This window comes from Microbacterium sp. Root322 (assembly GCF_001425645.1).
GTDB lineage: Bacteria > Actinomycetota > Actinomycetes > Actinomycetales > Microbacteriaceae > Microbacterium > Microbacterium maritypicum.
The window spans coordinates 527,988-546,841 of sequence record NZ_LMCS01000001.1; the positions used below are offsets into that span (position 1 = coordinate 527,988).

General features: G+C 68.9%; 17 protein-coding genes and 1 tRNA gene. 6 read left to right on the forward strand and 12 right to left on the reverse strand.

Features of this window, described 5'->3' with window-relative positions:
• Positions 1 to 7: 7 nt before the first annotated feature.
• Together ASC55_RS02505 and ASC55_RS02510 are read right to left on the reverse strand one after the other, a co-directional pair.
• A complete protein-coding gene (locus tag ASC55_RS02505; RefSeq protein WP_055872540.1) occupies positions 8 to 1,027 on the reverse strand; it encodes a tRNA (adenine-N1)-methyltransferase in 1,020 nt (339 codons plus the stop codon).
• A complete protein-coding gene (locus tag ASC55_RS02510) occupies positions 1,024 to 1,674 on the reverse strand; it encodes an HAD family hydrolase (protein ID WP_017830633.1) in 651 nt (216 codons plus the stop codon). Before ASC55_RS02510 ends, ASC55_RS02505 begins: the two co-directional genes overlap by 4 nt.
• 123 nt (positions 1,675 to 1,797) lie before the next feature.
• Here ASC55_RS02510 and ASC55_RS02515 point away from each other — a divergent pair, with 123 nt between their 5' ends.
• Positions 1,798 to 2,646, forward strand: coding sequence for a PAC2 family protein (locus tag ASC55_RS02515; RefSeq protein ID WP_055868281.1), 849 nt, complete (start codon positions 1,798 to 1,800; stop codon positions 2,644 to 2,646).
• A 7-nt stretch (positions 2,647 to 2,653) separates the two neighbouring features.
• On the opposite strand, the gene ASC55_RS02520 is transcribed toward ASC55_RS02515, so the two are convergent.
• The gene (locus tag ASC55_RS02520) at positions 2,654 to 3,478 is read right to left on the reverse strand and encodes an undecaprenyl-diphosphate phosphatase (protein ID WP_055868284.1); all 825 of its coding nucleotides are present in this window, start codon (positions 3,476 to 3,478) and stop codon (positions 2,654 to 2,656) included.
• 41 nt (positions 3,479 to 3,519) lie between these two features.
• Positions 3,520 to 4,815: a M20/M25/M40 family metallo-hydrolase gene (locus ASC55_RS02525; RefSeq protein WP_055868287.1), complete on the reverse strand. Its 1,296-nt coding sequence runs from the start codon at positions 4,813 to 4,815 to the stop codon at positions 3,520 to 3,522.
• A gap of 111 nt (positions 4,816 to 4,926) precedes the next feature.
• Between ASC55_RS02525 and ASC55_RS02530 the strand changes: the two genes are divergently transcribed.
• Together ASC55_RS02530 and ASC55_RS02535 are read left to right on the forward strand one after the other, a co-directional pair.
• Positions 4,927 to 5,009 (forward strand) — tRNA-Leu (locus ASC55_RS02530).
• A 139-nt stretch (positions 5,010 to 5,148) separates the two neighbouring features.
• Complete coding sequence (locus ASC55_RS02535; RefSeq protein ID WP_055872541.1) at positions 5,149 to 6,489, forward strand: DUF1254 domain-containing protein; 1,341 nt, start codon at positions 5,149 to 5,151, stop codon at positions 6,487 to 6,489.
• 15 nt (positions 6,490 to 6,504) lie between these two features.
• Here ASC55_RS02535 and ASC55_RS02540 read toward each other — a convergent pair whose 3' ends face one another.
• Both ASC55_RS02540 and ASC55_RS02545 read right to left on the reverse strand, forming a co-directional pair.
• Entirely contained in the window at positions 6,505 to 7,602 is a 1,098-nt protein-coding gene (locus ASC55_RS02540) for a VIT1/CCC1 transporter family protein (RefSeq protein WP_055872542.1), read from the reverse strand.
• A 151-nt stretch (positions 7,603 to 7,753) separates the two neighbouring features.
• A complete protein-coding gene (locus ASC55_RS02545; RefSeq protein WP_055873140.1) occupies positions 7,754 to 9,496 on the reverse strand; it encodes a DEAD/DEAH box helicase in 1,743 nt (580 codons plus the stop codon).
• Positions 9,497 to 9,643: 147 nt separating this feature from the next.
• Here ASC55_RS02545 and ASC55_RS02550 point away from each other — a divergent pair, with 147 nt between their 5' ends.
• Positions 9,644 to 10,471: an SGNH/GDSL hydrolase family protein gene (locus ASC55_RS02550; RefSeq protein ID WP_055872543.1), complete on the forward strand. Its 828-nt coding sequence runs from the start codon at positions 9,644 to 9,646 to the stop codon at positions 10,469 to 10,471.
• A gap of 5 nt (positions 10,472 to 10,476) precedes the next feature.
• Here ASC55_RS02550 and ASC55_RS02555 read toward each other — a convergent pair whose 3' ends face one another.
• On the reverse strand, positions 10,477 to 11,277 hold the full coding sequence (locus ASC55_RS02555) for a TrmH family RNA methyltransferase (RefSeq protein ID WP_055868296.1): 801 nt from the start codon (positions 11,275 to 11,277) through the stop codon (positions 10,477 to 10,479).
• Between the two features lie 114 nt (positions 11,278 to 11,391).
• Between ASC55_RS02555 and ASC55_RS02560 the strand changes: the two genes are divergently transcribed.
• Entirely contained in the window at positions 11,392 to 12,231 is an 840-nt protein-coding gene (locus tag ASC55_RS02560; RefSeq protein WP_055872544.1) for a Sir2 family NAD-dependent protein deacetylase, read from the forward strand.
• On the forward strand, positions 12,228 to 12,815 hold the full coding sequence (locus ASC55_RS02565) for a histidine phosphatase family protein (RefSeq protein WP_055868302.1): 588 nt from the start codon (positions 12,228 to 12,230) through the stop codon (positions 12,813 to 12,815). Before ASC55_RS02560 ends, ASC55_RS02565 begins: the two co-directional genes overlap by 4 nt.
• Here the strand turns inward: ASC55_RS02565 and ASC55_RS02570 are convergent, their stop codons facing one another.
• Genes ASC55_RS02570 through ASC55_RS02590 form a run of 5 tightly spaced genes read right to left on the reverse strand, consistent with a single transcriptional unit; the run spans position 12,816 to position 18,764 of the window.
• Positions 12,816 to 13,622: an HpcH/HpaI aldolase/citrate lyase family protein gene (locus ASC55_RS02570; RefSeq protein WP_055872545.1), complete on the reverse strand. Its 807-nt coding sequence runs from the start codon at positions 13,620 to 13,622 to the stop codon at positions 12,816 to 12,818. It lies immediately after the preceding gene.
• Positions 13,619 to 14,107: a MaoC family dehydratase gene (locus ASC55_RS02575; RefSeq protein ID WP_055872546.1), complete on the reverse strand. Its 489-nt coding sequence runs from the start codon at positions 14,105 to 14,107 to the stop codon at positions 13,619 to 13,621. The genes ASC55_RS02570 and ASC55_RS02575 overlap by 4 nt, the downstream gene beginning before the upstream one ends.
• A 9-nt stretch (positions 14,108 to 14,116) precedes the next feature.
• Positions 14,117 to 15,265 (reverse strand): acyl-CoA dehydrogenase family protein, encoded by a 1,149-nt coding sequence (locus ASC55_RS02580; protein ID WP_017830646.1) that lies wholly within the window; start codon positions 15,263 to 15,265, stop codon positions 14,117 to 14,119.
• Positions 15,266 to 15,267: 2 nt separating this feature from the next.
• Positions 15,268 to 17,205: an acetyl/propionyl/methylcrotonyl-CoA carboxylase subunit alpha gene (locus ASC55_RS02585; protein WP_055872547.1), complete on the reverse strand. Its 1,938-nt coding sequence runs from the start codon at positions 17,203 to 17,205 to the stop codon at positions 15,268 to 15,270.
• A gap of 5 nt (positions 17,206 to 17,210) precedes the next feature.
• Complete coding sequence (locus ASC55_RS02590) at positions 17,211 to 18,764, reverse strand: carboxyl transferase domain-containing protein (RefSeq protein ID WP_055873143.1); 1,554 nt, start codon at positions 18,762 to 18,764, stop codon at positions 17,211 to 17,213.
• Positions 18,765 to 18,854 lie beyond the last annotated feature (90 nt).

Here is an 18,854-nt window from a genome sequence, read left to right on the forward strand (position 1 = left end):
CTCCAGTCTATTCCGTCGCGTGCCCGGAATCGCGCGATGCGGCGGCAAGGCGCGCCCCTTCGGCCGCCTTCTCCGCTTCTCGTGCGCGTTTGCGGAGGTTCTTGTCGCTGATCTCACGGTCACCGACGGCGCCGGGCGTCCACGCCTCCACGTCCTCATCGCCGTAGCTGCTCTTGGACGCACGCCGCTTCACCGACGGCGCGATGGCACCGGGAGCGAGTCGGCGGGCCGTGAGGAGGAACCCGGTGTGCGCGACCATCCGGTGATCAGGGCGCACGGCGAGCCCCTCGACGTGCCAGCCGCGGACCATCGTCTCGGAGGCGTCGGGGTCGGTGAAGAGTCCCGTGCCGCGGATGTACTCCGCCACACGGGAGAGCTGGGTCGCGGTCGCCACGTAGCAGAGCACGACGCCGCCGGGGGTGAGGGCGTCGGCCACGACATCCATGCATTCCCACGGCGCGAGCATGTCGAGCACCACGCGGTCGACGGAGGCCGGGGCCACCTCGTTCGGCAGGGCCTCGACGAGATCGCCCACGACGACGCGCCAGGTGTCCGGGTGCTCACCGAAGAAGGTCTCCACGTTTCCGCGGGCGACATCGGCGAAGTCCTCGCGACGCTCGAAGGAGATCAGCTTCCCGGCCGGGCCCACGGCGCGCAGGAGCGAGAGGGAGAGCGCGCCGGAGCCGACGCCGGCCTCGACCACCACCGACCCAGGGAAGATGTCGGCCTGCATCACGATCTGGGCCGCGTCCTTGGGATACACGATCGCCGCGCCGCGGGGCATCGACATCGCGAAGTCCCGCAGCAGAGGCCGCAGCGCCAGGTAGTCGTGCCCGGAGCTGTTGGCCACGACGGAGCCGTCGGGAAGCCCGATGAGGTCGCGATGACGAAGCACGCCCTGGTGCGTGTGGAGCTCACCGTCTTCGCGGAGCGTCACGGTGTGCAGTCGGCCTTTCGGCCCGGTCAGCTGTACGCGATCGCCCGCACGGAACGGACCGCTCGGCCGCTGTACGCGGGAATCGGTCATCGGGTGGCTCCTGTCACGGCGGTGTTGCTGTCGAAGAGATCGGTGAGATCGTCGGCGCCCCTGCCGGCGAGGGTGGACCACAGCTCGTGGGCACCGAGGTGGTCGAGGGGCACGATGTGGGGAACCGCGAGGGTCAGCGCCCCGGAGGCGAGGCCGGCGCGCACGCCGGTCGGCGAATCCTCGATGACGATCACCTCGGCGATGTCGACGTCCAGAAGCGCGGCCGCCTGCAGGTAGGGCTCGGGGTGGGGCTTGGGGTTGTCGACGTCATCGCCGGCGACGACGATGTCGAAGGCCTCGAACTCGATGAGCTCGACGACGTTGAGCGCCATGCGACGCAGCGACATGGTCACCAGGCCTGTGGGGATCCCCGCCTCGCGGAGGTCACGGAGGAGCTCGCGGGCGCCGGGGCGGAACGGGACGCCCTGCGTGCGCAGCGATTCCTGCACGACGTCGGTCAGGTGGGACACGATCGCCTCGGGCTCCATCGCGACGCCGGCGTTCTGCAGGATCACCGCGCTGTCGAGCAATCCGCTTCCGACCAGCTGCAGCGCATCCTCGTGGGTCCAGGAACCTCCGAACGATTCGACCAGCGCCGTCTCGGCGGCCATCCAATACGGTTCGGTGTCGACGAGTGTTCCGTCCATGTCCCAAAGGACCGCGCTGGGCTTTCTGCTCACTGAACCCATGGTAGCCGTGGTGCCGCCCGCATCCCGCCTTCGCGGACTAGCCTGGAAGGATCACGACCGCGATCTCGAAGGGAGCCCTCGATGGATGTTCTCGGTCCGCGCATCGTCATCGCCGCCTTCGACGGCTGGAACGATGCGGGTGAAGCGGCCAGCAGCGCCATCGAGGCGCTGCGCTCATCGTCGGAGTACGACCTCGTGCACTCCGTCGACCCTGAGCTGTACTTCGACTACCAGTACACGCGTCCCTCGACGCGGATGGATGCCGAGGGCCGCCGCCAGCTGACGTGGCCGGAGGCCGGACTGTGGCGTCCGCGCGATCCTGCGCCCGGGCCCGAGTTCTGGTTGCTCACGGGCGCCGAACCTGCGCGCACCTGGCAGGCCTTCGCCTCCGAGTTCATCGACATCGCTCTCCGCGACGACATCACCGGTCTCGTGACTCTCGGGGCGATGCTGGCCGATGTCCCGCACACCCGACCGATATCGATCTTCGCCTCGAGCCAGAACGAGCAGGTGCGCGAGGCGCACGGCCTCGAGCGCTCGCTGTACGAGGGTCCGGTCGGCATCCTCACCGTCTTCGAGCACTTCGCCGAGAACGCGGGCATCCCCACGGCCAGTCTGTGGGCGAGCGTGCCGCACTACGTCGCCTCGGCGACCCCTTCGCCGAAGGTGACACTGGCGCTGCTGGACCGCCTCGAGGAGCTCACCGGCCTGGACGTCGATCGCCAGACGCTGCGCACCGAGGCCGCGACCTGGGAGGCCTCGATCGACGCCGCAGCCTCCGAGGACGAGGACATGGCGGAGTACATCCGTCAGCTCGAGCGCACCCGCGACACGTGGGACTCCCCCGAGGCATCAGGCGACGCGATTGCCCAGGCGTTCGAGCGCTACCTGCGCCGCCGAGACGACGGCCCTGGCGACCGCAAACGCTGAGCCCGGCTCAGGCCGCGATCACACCGGTGCCGAGCAGGACCAGCAGGACGGTGCCGAGCAGGATGCGGTAGATCACGAAGGGCAGGAAGCTGCGCTTCGAGATCCAGTTCATGAAGAACGCGATCACCCCGAGCGCCACGACGAATGCGATCCCGGTCGCGGCGAGCGTGTCGCCGAAGGAGAAGAACGACGGCTCGCCCCAGCTCTTGAAGACCTGGTAGAAGCCGCTGCCGAACACCGCGGGGATCGCGAGCAGGAACGCATAGCGCGCCGCAGCGGCACGCTCGTAGCCGAGGAAGAGCCCCATCGTGATGGTGCCGCCCGAGCGGGAGACACCCGGGATCAGCGCCAGCGCCTGCGCGAAACCGAAAGCGATGCCGTGCGGGTAGGTGAGGTCGTCGAGCTTGCGGCGCTTCGCCCCCACGTAATCGGCGACGCCGAGCAGGATTCCGAAGACGATCAGCATCACCGCGACGATCCACATCGACCGCAGCACGGTCTCGATCTGGTCCTGGAACAGCAGCCCCAGGACCACGATCGGGATGCTGCCGATGATGATCAGCCAGCCCATCCTGGCATCCGGATCGTTGCGCGGAGCCTTGCCGACCAGCGACCGGAACCACTGCGTCACGATGCGCACGATGTCGCGCCAGAAGAACACCACCACCGCGGCCTCTGTGCCGATCTGGGTGATCGCGGTGAACGCCGCACCCGGGTCTTCACCCGACGGCAGGAACGTGCCGAGGATGCGCAGGTGAGCGCTGGAGGAGATCGGAAGGAACTCGGTGAGTCCCTGGACCACACCGAGGATCAGTGCTTCGAGCAGGTGCATGGAGAGCTTTCAGTTCGGAGGAGGCACGGAGCGCGCGACGCTCAGTACGTGCGCAGCAGATCGGTCAGCACCCGCTGGCCGAAGACAAGCGAGTCTACGGGTACTCGCTCATCGACTCCGTGGAACATGCCTGTGAAGTCGAGGTCGGCGGGGAGCTTCAACGGGGCGAAGCCGTAGCCGGTGATGCCCAGGTATGCCAGCGCCTTGTTGTCGGTGCCGGCCCCGAGAAGATACGGGATGACCGGCACGCCGGGATCGTGTCGACCGATGCTGGCGACCATCGCTTCGACGAGCTCGCCTTCGAACGGCGTCTCCATGCCGATGTCCCGGACGACCGTCTCGATGATGATCTCGTCGCCGACGATCTGCTGGAGCTCAGCCAGGACGTCGTCCTCGGTCCCGGGGATCACCCGCACGTCGATGAGCGCTTCTGCGCGCTCGGGGATCACGTTGTGCTTGTAGCCGGCGGTCAGCGCGGTCGGGTTCGTCGTCGTGCGGAACGAGGACCGCAGGAAGGCCTCGGCGGGGCCAGCGGCGGAGGCGAGGGCATCGGGATCATCGACGCTGCGTCCGCTCAGGGCGCTCAGTCCTTCGAGCAGGGCTCTCGTGGTCGACGTCAGCCGGATCGGCCAGCGCGTACGGCCGATCGCCGCGACGGCTTCTGCGAGCTTCGTGACCGCGTTGTCGTCGTGCAGACGGCTGCCGTGACCCGCGCGCCCCTTCGCCACCAGCCGGATCCAGATCAGGGCCTTCTCCCCCACCTGCAACAGGTAGGCGCGTCGGTCGTCGACCGTGATCGAGTAGCCGCCGACCTCGCTGATCGCCGCCGTCGCCCCCTCGAACCACTCCGGGCGATTCTGCACGACCAGTGCCGAGCCTTCGACGCCGCCGTTCTCCTCGTCGGCGAAGAAGGCCAGCACCAGATCCCGCTCCGGTCGTTCGCCCGCGCGAAGGATCTCCGCCACCGACGTCAGGATCATCGCATTCATGTTCTTCATGTCCACGGCGCCGCGTCCCCACAGCATCCCGTCTTGCACGAGGCCGGCGAAGGGGTCGACGCTCCAGTCTTCGGCCATGGCCGGCACGACGTCGAGGTGGCCGTGCACGACGAGCGCGGGCTTGTCCCTGTCGCGTCCTGGCACGCGTGCCATCACGTTCGTGCGCCGCGGGATCGGCTCGTAGTACTCGACTTCGAGCCCCAGCTCCTCCAAGTAGGCCCCGACGTACTGCGCGGCCTCGCGCTCGCCCTTCGCGTTTCCTCCGCCGTAGTTGGACGTGTCGAATCGGATCAGGTCGCTCGCGATGCGGACGACCTCCGGAAGGGACGGATCAGTCATGGCTCCAGGCTATCGAAACCGTGCGCCACGCCCGGGCGTGCGCCTCGGTTCGAGAGGCCGCGGAGGACGTGGTAATGTCATTCTTCGGTCGGCAACGATCATCCAACACCTGCGCGGGTGGCGGAATGGTAGACGCGCTACGTTGAGGTCGTAGTGCCCGTAAGGGCGTGGGGGTTCAAGTCCCCCTCCGCGCACAGGAAGGCGAAGGCCCCGGATCCACGGATCCGGGGCCTTCGTCGTCTCCCGTCGATGGCGCGACGCACCCGCGGGGGCTCATCCGGGAGGGATGATCTCCTCCCCTGCGTGCGGGCGGCTCTGGATAGCCTGATCGCCATGACCGCCCTCGAAGCCGATCGTCAGACGATCATTCAGGCCTACCTCTACGGGTTCCCCCTCGTGTTCAACCTCGATCAGGTGACGCGTTACACGACGACGGGAGTCGGCTCCAACCCTGCCGCCCCGTTCAATGCCTTCAGTCACGCCCGAACGCTCGCCGGCCCCGCGGACACATTCGTGACGATCAACAACGACACGCTCTACTCGATGGCCCAGGTGGACCTCAGCGTCGGCCCGGTCGAGCTGCGAGTCCCGGACACCGCGGGCCGCTACTACGTCCTCCAGTTCGTCGACGCGTGGACGAACAACTTCGCGTACGTCGGACACCGCGCCACGGGGACACGCGCGGGGACGTTCCTGCTGGTCCCGCCCTCGTGGGACGGCGACACCGGCGACGCGGTCGTCATCCGGTTCCCGACGACTGTCGCCTCGATCGTGGGCCGGTGGGCTGTGAGCGGCGACGACGAACTCCCCGCCGTGCATGCGCTCCAGGACGCGACGACCCTCACGCCGCGAAACCCGGACGCCGTGCCCGCGGGGCTCGCCTTTCCGGATCCCGGCGTCCCGGAGAGCGCGCTCTTCCTCGAGAAGCTCCGCGTCTGGTCGCAGCAGTTCCCGCCCGCACCCCGGGATCGCCCCTTGCAGGCCTCGCTGGCCTCGACAGGGATCGCCGTCGTAGGCGACTCCCCGTACGCATCGATCGCGCTCTCGGACGCCGCGCGTCTGGTCGGCGATCTGGAAGCTGCTCAGCAGTCGCTCCACTCGTTCCTGACGCACGGCTCCAGCCCGGAGGTGAACGGGTGGAAGCTCACCTTCCACGCCTTCGACTACAACCTCGACTACTTCGAGATCGGAGCCCTCGACGACGACCGTTTCAAGATCATCGACCCCGAAGTGCGCATTCCCGAACGCGCCGCCGCCGCGCTCGGTGGCCTCTGGGGGAACCACCCCTATGAGGCGGCGTACATCGTGAGCTATGTCGATGATCATGGGGATCAGCTGACCGGCGAGCGGACGTACACGCTGCGTCTGGATCCCGAGCCGCCCGTATCCGCCTTCTGGTCGTTGACGATGTACTCGGTTCCCGACTTCTACCTCGTCGAGAACCCGATCGAGCGGTATTCGATCGGTGACCGGACTCCTGGTCTCGTGCGCGACGAGGACGGCGCCCTCACGATCACCATCAGCCATGAGCGCCCCGCCGACGAGAGGGCGGCGGCGAACTGGCTTCCCTCACCGGCCGGAGACTTCCGACCGGTGATGCGGATGTACGAGCCCGCCCCCGCCGTGCTCGAGGGGCACTACACGGTGCCGGCGATCACACGATCGGCGGGGTGAGTGCGCGCACTCCGATCACGCCGCACTGACGCCGAACACGAGGCCGAGAACGTAGGTGATGGCAGCCGCGCCGAAACCGATGGCGAGCTGACGGAGGGCGCGTCGGAGGGGCGGGCCGCCCGAGAGGACACCGACCATGGCGCCGGTGCTCAGCAGGGCGATGCCGACGAGCACGAGGGCGACGATCACGGCCGTGGTGCCCTGGAGCCCGAAGATCCAGGGCAGGACCGGGATGATCGCCCCGGAGGCGAACAGGAGGAAGCTGGAGATCGCTGCGGTCCAGTCGCTGCCGACGATCTCGTGGTCGTTGCCGCCCTGGGTGTTGACCGGTCCGGTGGCGGCCCGGCGCACTCCGGCCTGCGCAGCGGTCACGATGCGTCGGGCACGGGAGAGGGACTCCTCCGGCTCCATGCCGCGTGCCCGGTAGACGAGCGCGAGCTCGTTCTCGTCGATGTCGAGATCCCCGGCGGCCGCGTGGGCGTCCTCGTTCGCCTCGGTCGCCGCGAGCAGCTCACGCTGGGAGCGCACCGAGACGAACTCTCCCGCCCCCATCGACAGAGCCCCGGCCAAGAGTCCCGCGATCCCGCTGAAGAGCACGAACCCGGAACTCACCCCCGTCGCACCGATGCCCAGAACGAGCGCGAGGTTGCTCACGAGACCGTCGTTCGCTCCGAAGACCGCCGCGCGGAAGGAACCGGAGAGACGCCTGCGGCCTCGCGCTGCGAGTCCACGGACCACCTCGTAATGGACCTTCTCGTCGGCGCGCATCGCGGGCGTGGCGTACTGCTCCGAGTCGTAGGGCGATCGGGCTTCGGCGCTCTGCGCCAGCGCGAGCACGAAGATCGACCCGAAGCGACCAGCCATCCAGCCGAGCAGACGCGAGCGGACACCGGCACGAGGGAGTCGTTTCGGCTCCGCACCGAGGAGATCGAGCCAGTGCTGCTCATGGCGGCGTTCCGCGTCGGCGAGACGGAGCAGGATGTCACGCTCCTCGCCCTCTCTGCGCGCGGCGAGCTTCTGATACACGGCGCCTTCCGCGCGCTCCTCGACCAGGTATCGCGCCCAGCGCCGGCGATCGGCGGGCGTCGGGTCGGCTGCAGCAGGGGCTGTCATGAGTCCTCCAGGTGTAACGGTGCCCGGTGCGCGGGCAACCGTTCAACGCTAGCCGCGGACCCCCGCGCATACCTCGCTCAGACGCGGATTGACAGCATTTCGGGGATCCGAAGCAGCGCTCGCATCGCGCGGGTGGGGGCCCGCGCGGACGTCAGGAACGCACGCGCTTGCGGAGAACTTCGATGCGCGACTGCAACTGGGTCACCGTCGCCTGCGCAACCGCCGGTCCTCCGCAGATGCGCCGCAGCTCGGCGTGCACCGCGCCGTGGGGCTCGCCCTTCTGCCGCGCGTAGAGTCCCACCAGGCTGTTCAGAAGTTGCCGCTGCTCCTTGAGCGTGCGGTGCAGAGGCGCGGGCAGCGTCGTCGTCTCCGCCGGGTCTGCAGAGGCCTCGCGGGCCTCGCGCAGTCGGGACTGACGGGACTGACGCTGCATGAGGAGCTCATGCACGTGTTCCGGTTCGAGAAGACCGGGGAACCCGATGAACTCCTCTTCTTCCGGGGTGCCCGGTTCTGCCAGCTGCCCGAACTCCTGGCCCTCGAACACGATCCGATCGAAGTGGGCGACCGATGACAGCGCCTGATAGCTGAACTCCTGCGTCAGCGCATCGGAGGTCTCCTCCTCGCGGTTCGCGCTCTCGAGCAGCGAGTCCTCGAGGCCGTCGTCTTCCTTCGACTGCCGGTCGAGGGCGTGGTCGCGCTGCTTGTCCATCTCGTTCGCGAGCCCCATCAGGACGGGGACCTGCGGAAGGAAGACGCTGGCGGCCTCGCCGCGACGACGGGCGCGCACGAAGCGGCCGATGGCCTGCGCGAAGAACAGCGGAGTCGACGACGACGTCGCGTACACGCCCACGGCGAGGCGCGGGACGTCGACGCCCTCGGACACCATGCGCACGGCCACCATCCACCGGGCGTCGTTGGCACTGAACTTCTCGATCCGCTCCGAAGCGGTCGCGTCGTCGGAGAGCACGATCGTCGGCTGCTGACCCGTGATGCTGTGCAGGATCTTCGCGTAGGCGCGCGCCACGGTCTGATCGGTCGCCAGCACGAGCCCGCCGGCATCGGGAACGTGATGGCGGATCTCGGTGAGGCGGCGATCGGCGGCCGAGAGCACGGCGGGCATCCAGTCGCCCTCGGGGTCGAGCGCCGTTCGCCAGGCCTGCGACGTCACGTCCTTCGTGTTGTCCTGGCCGAGGTGCGTCTCGAGCTCGTCACCTGTGGTGGTGCGCCAGCGCATCTTGCCGGCGTACATGTGGAACAGCACGGGGCGCACGACACCGTCGGCCAGCGCCCGGCCGTAGCCGTAGTTGTAGTCGGTGCGCGAGATGCGGGCGCCGGACTCGTCGGGGTGGTACTCGACGAACGGGATCGGCGCGGTGTCGCTGCGGAACGGCGTTCCGGAGAGGAGGAGGCGCCTCTGGGCAGGTCCGTAGGCGTCGCGGATCGCGTCGCCCCAGCTGAGCGCGTCACCGCCGTGGTGCACCTCGTCGAGGATCACCAGCGTCTGGGCGTCTTCGGTGAGATGGCGGTGCACCGAGGACTTCGCCGCGACCTGCGCATAGGTCACGACCGCGCCGTGATAGTGCCGTGCCGGTGCCCAGTCGCTGTTGCGGAAGCGGGGGTCGAGGCGGATGTGCACGCGCGCGGCGGCATCGGCCCACTGCGTCTTGAGATGCTCGGTCGGCGCCACGACGATGATGCGGTTGACCTCGCCCATGCGCATGAGCTCGACCGCGAGGGTGAGCGCGAAGGTGGTCTTCCCAGCGCCGGGCGTGGCCGCCACGAGGAAGTCGCGCTGATCCGCGGCGAAGTACTGTTCGAGGGCCTCCTGCTGCCAGGCGCGCAGCTTGTTCGCGGTTCCCCATGGGGCACGCTGAGGAAAGGACGGAGAGAGCATCGAGTCCACGATAATCGCTGCCGCGGACACTGGATCACTCGCGGCGGTTCCCGCGCGTGCCCTCCCTGGGATGGGCACGTGCGGGTAGGCTCTGTCACTGCGTCGCGGTCACCGCCGCTTCGCACGACGTTCGTGAAGGAGCGCTGGATGACCGACCAGGATTCGACTCGGACCCCCTATGTCCCCAACGAGACCGCGCACCCGTGGCGCCGTTTCGTCGCGATCGGCGATTCGTTCACCGAGGGCATCGGCGACCCTGACCCCGCACATCCGGGCAGCCACCGCGGGTGGGCCGACCGCGTCGCCGAAGTGCTCGCGGCGCAGGTGGACGACTTCGCCTACGCGAACCTCGCGGTCCGCGGCAAGCTGATCGCCCAGATCGTCGCCGACCAGATCGAGCCGGCGATCGCACTGCACCCCGACCTGGTATCGATCTGTGCGGGTGGCAACGACGTGATCCGCCCGGGCACCGACCCCGATGCCATCGCGAGTCAGCTCGAAGACGCCGTTGCGCGCCTGTCGTCCACAGGCGCGGCCATCCTGCTCTTCACGGGCATCGACACCGCCTTCACCCCCGTCTTCCGCGCTTTCCGCGGCAAGGTCGCCATCTACAACGAGAACGTCCGTGCGATCGCCGAGCGCCACGACTGCATCGTCGCCGACCAGTGGGCGCTCAAGGTCGTGCAGGACATGCGGTTCTTCGACGACGACCGCCTGCACTACAACGCCCTCGGCCACCACGAGGTGGCCCGTATGGCGCTGCGCGCGCTGAACGTGCCGAATGACCTCGAGGCCATGCAGCCCGAGCCGTTCCCGTTGCGCACGTGGCGCGAGGCCCGGTCGGAAGACCTGGGCTGGGCTCGCGAGCACCTGGTGCCCTGGGTGCTTCGGCGGCTGCGGCACCAGTCGTCGGGAGACAACCTCGCGGCGAAGCGCCCCGACCCCTCGCCGGTGTTCCTTCCCGAGCGGGACTGAGCGCGTCAGGCCTTCATCGACCAGAGCGCGACCGCAGCCGCTGATGCCACGTTCAGCGAGTCCACTCCCCCGCTCATCGGGATGGTGACGACGGTGTCCGCGCCGTCCATGGCCTCCCGCGAGAGACCGTCGCCCTCCGACCCCATGACCAGGGCGACGCGGGACGGGCGTTCGGCGGCGTAGGCGTCGAGGGTGACGGCGTCATCGCGCAGCGCCAGGGCGGCGATGTCGAAACCTGCGGCGTGAAGATCCGCGATGGCGGATTCCCAGTCCGTGATCCGTGTCCACGGCACCTGGAACACGGTGCCCATGCTCACGCGGACGCTGCGACGATAGAGCGGGTCGGCGCCACCCGGCGACACGAGCACGGCATCGGCCCCGAGTCCGGCGGCGGCGCGGAAGGCGGCCCCGACGTTGGTGTGATCGCCGATGTTCTCCAGGATCAGCACGAGGGACGCCCCCTCGATCACGTCGTGCACGGCCGGCAACTCGGGTCGATGCATAGAAGCGATCGTCCCACGGTGCACGGCGAAGCCGGTCACCGCCTCGGCGATCTCGTCCGGCACGACGTACACGGGCACATCGAGATCGCCGACGATCTCCCGGATGTCGTCGATCCGGCGTTCCTGCACCAGGAGGGAGCGTGGACGGTGGCCCGCGGCGACGGCGCGCGCGATCACCTTCGTCGACTCCGCGATGTACAGCCCGCCGGACGGCTCGGAAAGAGTGCGCAGGGCGGTATCCGTGAGTGCACGGTAGTCATCGAGGCGTCGGTCACAGGCGTCGGTCACAGGCAGCAGTTCCACGGGCTCCACTCTGCCACCGCCCGGGGGTCGTCCCGCACCGACATCTCCGAGAGCCACCCCGTCGGTCGGGTCCGCCGCACGCCCGGGCACCGTAGACTCGCTCGAGGAGGTCCTGTGAGCGTGTCGAATCCCGCCGAGCTGTCGGCCACCATCGCCCACGCCGCCGAGCTGCTGCGTGAGAAGCGCATCGCACTCCTCACCGGCGCCGGCATCTCCACCGACTCCGGCATCCCCGCCTATCGCGGCGAAGGAGCACGGACCCGCAGCGATCCGATGACGATCCAGACCTATCTGGGCGACGAGGCTGCGCGGCGCCGGTACTGGGTGGGCGGGCACCTCGGCTGGCGCGCCTTCGCCAGGGCGGAGCCGAACGCCGGGCACACCGCCCTCGCGCAGCTCGAAGCAGCGGGCACCGTGTCCGGCGTCATCACCCAGAACGTCGACGGACTGCATCTGCGAGCCGGGAGCACGCACGTCATCGAGGTGCACGGGACGATGCGCCGCGTGCTGTGCCTGCAATGCGGACAGGTCTTCGACCGTCGCGACATCGCCGTGCAGATCGAGGAGCTCAATCCCTGGATCACCGTGCCCGAGAACATCGCGCTCGCCCCGGACGGCGACGTCCTCCCCGAGAGCACGGACGGGTTCATCGTCCCCGTGTGCACCGTCTGCGCCGGCATGCTCAAGCCGGATGTGGTGTTCTTCGGCGAGTACGTGCCACAGGACCGCTTCCGTGCGGCGGAGTCGCTGCTGCGCTCCAGCACCGCCTTGATCGTGGCCGGATCCTCGCTGGTCGTGAACTCCGGTGTGCGCCTGGTCGAGCGTGCCCGCCGTCGCAACATCCCCCTGATCATCGTCAACCGTGAGCCGACGCGCGCGGATGCCTGGGCGCATGTCACCATCGCCGCCGGCACCAGCGACGTGCTCCCCGCCCTCCAGGAACTCCTCTCGTGACCCACCTCACTCTCGTCCGCCACGGTCAGACCGACTGGAACCTCGCCAAGCGCATCCAGGGCTCCACAGACATCCCCCTGAATGAGACCGGGCGTGAGGATGCCCGGTGGGCGGCGGAGAAGCTCGCCGCGACGACGCATCACGCGGTGTACACCAGCCCGCTGCTGCGGGCGAAGGAGACGGCCGAGATCATCGCCGATCGCCTGGGGTTGGAGATCGCCGGAATCGTCCCCGACATCCGCGAGCGGGAGTTCGGCGACGGCGAAGGCATGCTCGTGCCCGACTACATCAGAACCTACGGCGACTGGCACGCCGAGGTCCCGGGCGCGGAATCCCTGCACGAGGTCGGAGAACGGGCCATCGCGGCCTTGCACGCGATCGCGCGCGAGGCCCGACGGCGATCGACGCCCCGCGCGGAGTCGGTGATCGTCGTCGCGCACGGTGGGGTGATCCGCGCCGTGATCGACCACGTCTCCGGTGGCACGCTCCCCCGCGACGGCGAGGTCCTCCAGAACGGCTCCGTGCACCGCTTCGTCGCGGCGCCGGGCTATCTGCGTCTGCTCGAAGAGTCGCCCGTCCTCTGATCAGAGCGCGCGGGAGGTGACCGCGCGTGCGTGGCGGAGCACCGGCTCGTCGATCATGCGTCCCTGGAATCGGAAGACTCCGCGCTCGGTCTCGGCGGCGGCGAGCACCGCATGGGCCCAGGTGATGGTCGCCTCGTCGGGACGATAGGCCGCCCGGATCGCCGCCACCTGGTTCGGATGGATGCAGGCCGTCGCCGAGAAGCCGGACGCGGCGGCGTCGACAGCCTCGTGTCGGAGCCCGTCTGCATCCTCGAGGTCGATGTGCACCGCGTCGATCGCGGCCTTGCCGTGCGCCCCGGATTCGAGGAGAACGCGAGCGCGGGCGTAGCGGGCGATGTCGCGATAGCCGCCGTCCGCGTGCCGTGACGATGTCCCTCCGAGTGAGGCCACGAGATCCTCGGCGCCCCACATCATGGCCGAGACCCGCGGGTGTGCGGCGATGCGGTCGGCCGCGTGGATACCGCGCGCCGTCTCACAGAGGGCGATCAGCGAGTATCGCTCATCGAAAGCCGCCAGGCTCTCCACGTCCTCCGTCTTCGCCACCATCACCGTGCGGAAGTCGGTCTGCGCCAGAGCCGCGAGGTCGGCTGCGAAGGCACCGCTGTCTGGTGCGTTCACGCGGACGATCACACGGTTCGGGTCGAGGTCGGCCGCGATCACATTGCGCCGCGCGGCATCCTTCGCATCCGGAAGCACCGCATCCTCGAGATCGAGGATGATCGCATCGGCCCGCTCGGATGCCTTCTGGAAGCGCTCAGGACGGTCGGCAGGGCAGAACAGCAGCGCCGGACCCAGATCGAACGTCATGAGGTGGTCCCTTCCGGAAGGCAGTGCACGAGCACCGATCGTACGGCGGTGGCGACGACGGTGCCGTCCTGGTTCCGCCCGGTGTGCGCGATGGTCACGATGCCCTGCCCTGGGCGCGACGAGGAGAGGCGCTTCTGTGTGACCACGCTCTCGGTGTAGAGCGTGTCGCCGGCGAACAGCGGATGAGGGAACGCCACGTCGCCGAATCCGAGCTGCGCCACCAGAGTCCCCTGGGTCAGCTGCGCCACGGAGGAACCCACCATGGTCGACAGCGTCCACATCGAGTTCATCAGGCGCGCGCGGAACGGGTCTTGCGCATCGGCGAAGGCCGCATCCAGGTGCAGGGCCTGCGTGTTCATGGTGAGCGTGGTGAAGAGCACGTTGTCGGCCTCGGTCGCCGTGCGCCCCGGCCGATGCAGGTAGCGGGCGTCGACCTCGAACTCCTCGTAGTACAGACCCCTCTGGAGGATGTCGTGCATGGTCATACCGCCACGCTACCCGGCGAGTCCGAGTCCACGAGCGATGACGAGCAGTTGCACTTCGGTGGTGCCCTCGCCGATCTCGAGGATCTTCGAATCGCGGTAGTGACGTCCCACCGGGAACTCGTTCATGAAGCCGTTCCCGCCGAAGATCTGCGTCGCGTCCCTGGCGTTGTCCATCGCGGCCTCCCCGCCGACGAGCTTCGCGATGGCCGCGGCCTCGGCGAACGGTTTCCCCGCATCGCGGAGTCGCGCAGCGTGGTGCCAGGCGAGACGGGCGGTGTGCACCCGTGCACGCATGCGAGCCAGGGTGAACTGGGCGTTCTGGCGGGTGCTGAGCGCGGCACCGAAGATCGTGCGGCTCTTCGCATACTCGACCGCCGCCTCCAGGCAGCCCTCCGCCGCGCCCGTGGAGAGAGCAGCGATCGCGATGCGTCCTTCGTCGAGGATGCTGAGGAAACTGCGGAAGCCGCTCCCTCGCTCGCCCAGGAGGTTGCCGGCAGGCACCCGTGCGCCGTCGAACGTCAGCGGATGGGTGTCCGAGGCGTTCCAGCCGACCTTGTCGTACGGTGCCTCGACGGTGAACCCCGGCGTGCCGTTCGGGACGATGATCGTCGAGATCTCCTTGCGCCCGTTCTCGTTCCCCGTCACCGCGGTGACCGTGACGAAGCGCGTGATCGGTGTTCCCGAGTTGGTGATGAACTGCTTGGAGCCGTCGATCACCCATTCGTCGCCGTCGAGGCGCGCCGTGGTCCTGGTCGCCCCCGCATCGCTTCCCGCCTCCGGTTCGGTGAGCCCGAAACCGGCCAGCGCCCGCCCCGCGAGCAGATCAGGGAGCAGCTCCCGGCGCTGCTCCTCGGTACCGAAGCGATAGATCGGCATCGCGCCGAGACTCACCCCCGCTTCGAGCGTGATCGCGATGGACTGGTCCACACGGCCCAGCGCCTCGATCGCGATGCCGAGAGCCATGTAGTCACCGCCCTGTCCTCCGTACTCCTCCGGGAACGGCAGACCGAACAGGCCGAGATCGCCCATCTGCGCCACGACGTCCATGGACAGGGTGTGCGTGCGGTCGGCCTCGTAGGCCTGCGGTGCAACGACCGTGTCGGCGAACTCCCGCACCATGGCGGCGAGCTCGCGCTCCTCTGCGGACAGGTCTTCCATGTTCAACTCTCCTCCGTCGTCACGCGGGCGACCGGTTGGTCACGCCGCACCTGGTCACCCACGGCGACCAGCAGATGCACCACACCGTCGTGGGGCGCGAGCACGGGATGCTCCATCTTCATCGCCTCGATCGAGACGAGCGCGTCGCCCGCGGAGACCGAATCCCCGTCCGCGACGTGCACGGCCACGACGCTTCCGGGCATGGGGGCGCGCCCCTCCGGCTCCGTCGCCGCGGATCCCGCTTCGCGCGCGGACAGCCGTCGCTTCATCCGCTGCTTCCTGTCGAGGGGGCGGAGGCGAACCGTGCGACCGTCCTCGGCCACCCACACAGCGCCGTCCCCGTCCACTGCGGCGTGGACGGCGCCTCGCGATCTCGTAGCCGATCCTTCGTCGAGCGCGACCTCTTCGTCGTCATCCGTGAGGGTGACGAACAGAGGCGGTGCCGCGTCCCCGGCCCCCAGGCGCCAGCCGGGAAGGTCCCGCCACAGGGCGGTGGTCCGCATCGGCGCGGCGGTTCCCGCGACCGCGTCCTTCGCCGCCGCGAGCTGTGCCGGCGACGGCCTCAGCGTGCCGAGCGGAAGCAGGGTCTCGATGAGCCCGGTGTCGAGGTCGCCCTCGATGACGCGCGGGTCCTGGCAGAGCGTGCGGAGGAAGGCGATGTTGGTCTCGACGCCCAGGACGACCGTGCGGGCGAGCGCCTCGTCCAGTCGCGCGAGCGCGGTGGCGCGGTCGTCGGCGAAAGCGATCACCTTCGCGATCATCGGGTCGTAGAACCCGGTCACCTCGCTCCCGGTCTCGATCGCCGCATCCACGCGAACGCCCGACGGCGGATCGAACAGCAGCACCGTCCCGGTGGAGGGAAGGAACCCGCGTTCCGGCGACTCCGCGTACACACGTGCCTCGACCGCGTGGCCGCGCAGACGCGGAGTGACCTCCAGCGCCAGCCCCGCGGCCGCGCGGAGCTGGAGAGCGACTAGATCGAGGCCGGCGACCTCTTCGGTCACGGGATGCTCCACCTGGAGGCGGGTGTTCATCTCGATGAAGAACACCTCGTCTGGCGCATCGGCATCGATGAGGAACTCGACGGTGCCCGCGCCGACGTACTCGACGCTCTCTGCGGCGAGGACGGCTGCCGAGAGCAGTCGCTCACGGGTGGAGGCGGGGATGCCCGCCGACGGCGCCTCCTCGATGACCTTCTGATGCCGTCTCTGCAGGGTGCACTCGCGCTCGCCGAGTGCGATGACCGTGCCGTGCGCGTCTCCGAAGACCTGCACCTCGATATGCCTCGGGCGTCGGATGAGGCGTTCGAGGATGAGCGCGTCGTCGCCGAACGCTGCCGATGCCACTCGGCGCGCGGAGGCGAGAGCTCCCCGCAAGCCCGCGGCGTCCGCAACGACCTCCATGCCCTTACCGCCCCCGCCGGCGCTGGGCTTGACGAGCAGTGGGTAGCCCACGCCGTCTGCCTCCTCGGCGATCTCGAGGTCGGACAGGCCTTTCGCATCGAAGCCGGGGACGACCGGAACGCCGTAGCGCTGCACGTGCTCGCGAGCGCGGGCCTTGTCGCCCATGATCTGCAGGGCGTCGATGGAGGGACCGATGAAGACGATGCCGCTCTCGGCACAGGCCTCGGCCAGCCCGACGCTCTCGGACAGGAACCCGTACCCGGGGTGGATGGCCTGCGCACCGGTGCTGCGGGCAGCGGCGATCACGGCATCGATGTCGAGATACGACTCGGCCGCGGGCGCGGGGCCGATCCGCACGGCCTCGTCCGCTTCACGCACGTGGGGGGCCGAGGCGTCGGCGTCGCTGTAGACGGCGACGCTGCGGATGCCGAGCGCCCGGAGGGTGCGGATCACGCGGCGGGCGATCTCCCCGCGATTGGCGACGAGAACCGTGTGGAAGGTGCCGGTGTTCGAAGGAGACGGTGCAGACAGGGACATGGCACTCACATCCGGAAGACGCCGAAGCGCGGTTCGGGCAGCGGACTGCGGGAGACGACATCGAGGGCCAGGCCCAGGAGGTCACGGGTCTGTTCGGGATCGACGATGCCGTCGTCCCAGAGTCGTGCCGTGGCGTAATAGGGCTCACCCTGGTGCTCGTACTGCTCACGGATCGGAGCCTCGAACTCCGCGCGGTCCTCGCTCGTCCAGGAGTCGCCCCGGGCGGAGAGCTGATCCTCCTTGACGGTCGCGAGCACGGACGCGGCCTGTGCGCCACCCATCACGGAGATGCGGCTCGCGGGCCAGGTCCACAGGAACCGGGGCGAATAGGCCCGACCGCACATCGAGTAGTTTCCGGCCCCGAACGATCCACCGATGATCACGGTGAGCTTCGGCACCCGGGTGCTGGCCACGGCGGTGACCATCTTCGCACCGTCCTTCGCGATGCCGCCGGCCTCGGCATCGGAGCCGACCATGAACCCCGTGATGTTCTGCAGGAACAGCAGCGGAGTACCCCGCTGGTCGCAGAGTTCGATGAAATGCGCTCCCTTGAGCGCCGATTCGCTGAACAGCACGCCGTTGTTCGCGACGATGCCGACGGGGTGCCCGTGCAGGCGGGCGAATCCGGTGACCAGGGTCGTGCCGTACTCGGGCTTGAACTCGAGGAAGGTGTCGCCGTCGACCAGACGGGCGACGACCTCGTGCACGTCGTATGCGGCGTTCACGTCGACGGGGACGGCGTCGTACAGGCTCGTCGACTCGGACGGTGGGCGGCTGTTCAGCACCTCCCAGGCGGGCGCCGCGGGAGGGGGAAGCGTCGCGACGATGTCGCGGAGGATCTCGAGCGCGTGCTCATCGTCTTCGGCGAGATGGTCGACCACACCGCTGCGCCGTGCGTGCAGCTCTCCCCCGCCCAGCTCTTCGGCGGTCACGATCTCCCCGATGGCGGCCTTCACGAGAGGGGGTCCGCCGAGGAAGATCGTCCCCTGACCGCGGACGATGACGGTCTCGTCGCTCATGGCGGGAACATAGGCGCCACCCGCGGTGCACGACCCGAGCACCGCGGCGAGCTGAGGGATTCCCTCTGCCGACATGCGCGCCTGGTTGAAGAAGATCCGGCCGAAGTGCTCACGGTCAGGGAAGACCTCGTCCTGCTTCGGGAGGAACGCTCCTCCCGAGTCGACCAGGTAGAGGCAGGGCAGCCGATTCTCGAGGGCGATCTCCTGTGCGCGCAGGTGCTTCTTGACCGTGAGCGGGTAGTACGTGCCCCCCTTCACCGTCGCGTCGTTGCAGACCACCATCACGTGTCGACCGTGGACGAGGCCGATACCGGCGATCACGCCGGCTCCCGGCGCCTCTCCTCCATACAGTCCGTCGGCGGCGAGCGGGGCGACCTCGAGGAACGGACTGCCCTCATCGAGCACACGGGCGACGCGGTCGCGAGGGAGCATCTTCCCGCGGGCGATGTGCCGTTCGCGGGAAGCTTCAGGTCCGCCGCGCGCCGCGGTCGCGAGCCGCGCTCGCAGCTCGTGCGCCAGTGATTCCTGGGTTGCGGGCATCGTGATGTCCTCCTCGACCCACGTCCGCGCGGGCGGACCCTGGCGCGGTGCATGCACTTTCGGTTAGTGTTCACTAACCCGTTGATTCAG

Coding starts and splice junctions, on each gene's coding strand:
- ASC55_RS02505 (WP_055872540.1), bottom strand. CDS start 1,027: ATGACCGATTCCCGCGTACAGCGGCCGAGCGGTCCGTTCCGTGCGGGC.
- ASC55_RS02510 (WP_017830633.1), bottom strand. CDS start 1,674: ATGGACGGAACACTCGTCGACACCGAACCGTATTGGATGGCCGCCGAG.
- ASC55_RS02515 (WP_055868281.1), top strand. CDS start 1,798: ATGGATGTTCTCGGTCCGCGCATCGTCATCGCCGCCTTCGACGGCTGG.
- ASC55_RS02520 (WP_055868284.1), bottom strand. CDS start 3,478: ATGCACCTGCTCGAAGCACTGATCCTCGGTGTGGTCCAGGGACTCACC.
- ASC55_RS02525 (WP_055868287.1), bottom strand. CDS start 4,815: ATGACTGATCCGTCCCTTCCGGAGGTCGTCCGCATCGCGAGCGACCTG.
- ASC55_RS02535 (WP_055872541.1), top strand. CDS start 5,149: ATGACCGCCCTCGAAGCCGATCGTCAGACGATCATTCAGGCCTACCTC.
- ASC55_RS02540 (WP_055872542.1), bottom strand. CDS start 7,602: ATGACAGCCCCTGCTGCAGCCGACCCGACGCCCGCCGATCGCCGGCGC.
- ASC55_RS02545 (WP_055873140.1), bottom strand. CDS start 9,496: ATGCTCTCTCCGTCCTTTCCTCAGCGTGCCCCATGGGGAACCGCGAAC.
- ASC55_RS02550 (WP_055872543.1), top strand. CDS start 9,644: ATGACCGACCAGGATTCGACTCGGACCCCCTATGTCCCCAACGAGACC.
- ASC55_RS02570 (WP_055872545.1), bottom strand. CDS start 13,622: ATGACGTTCGATCTGGGTCCGGCGCTGCTGTTCTGCCCTGCCGACCGT.
- ASC55_RS02575 (WP_055872546.1), bottom strand. CDS start 14,107: ATGACCATGCACGACATCCTCCAGAGGGGTCTGTACTACGAGGAGTTC.
- ASC55_RS02580 (WP_017830646.1), bottom strand. CDS start 15,265: ATGGAAGACCTGTCCGCAGAGGAGCGCGAGCTCGCCGCCATGGTGCGG.
- ASC55_RS02585 (WP_055872547.1), bottom strand. CDS start 17,205: ATGTCCCTGTCTGCACCGTCTCCTTCGAACACCGGCACCTTCCACACG.
- ASC55_RS02590 (WP_055873143.1), bottom strand. CDS start 18,764: ATGCCCGCAACCCAGGAATCACTGGCGCACGAGCTGCGAGCGCGGCTC.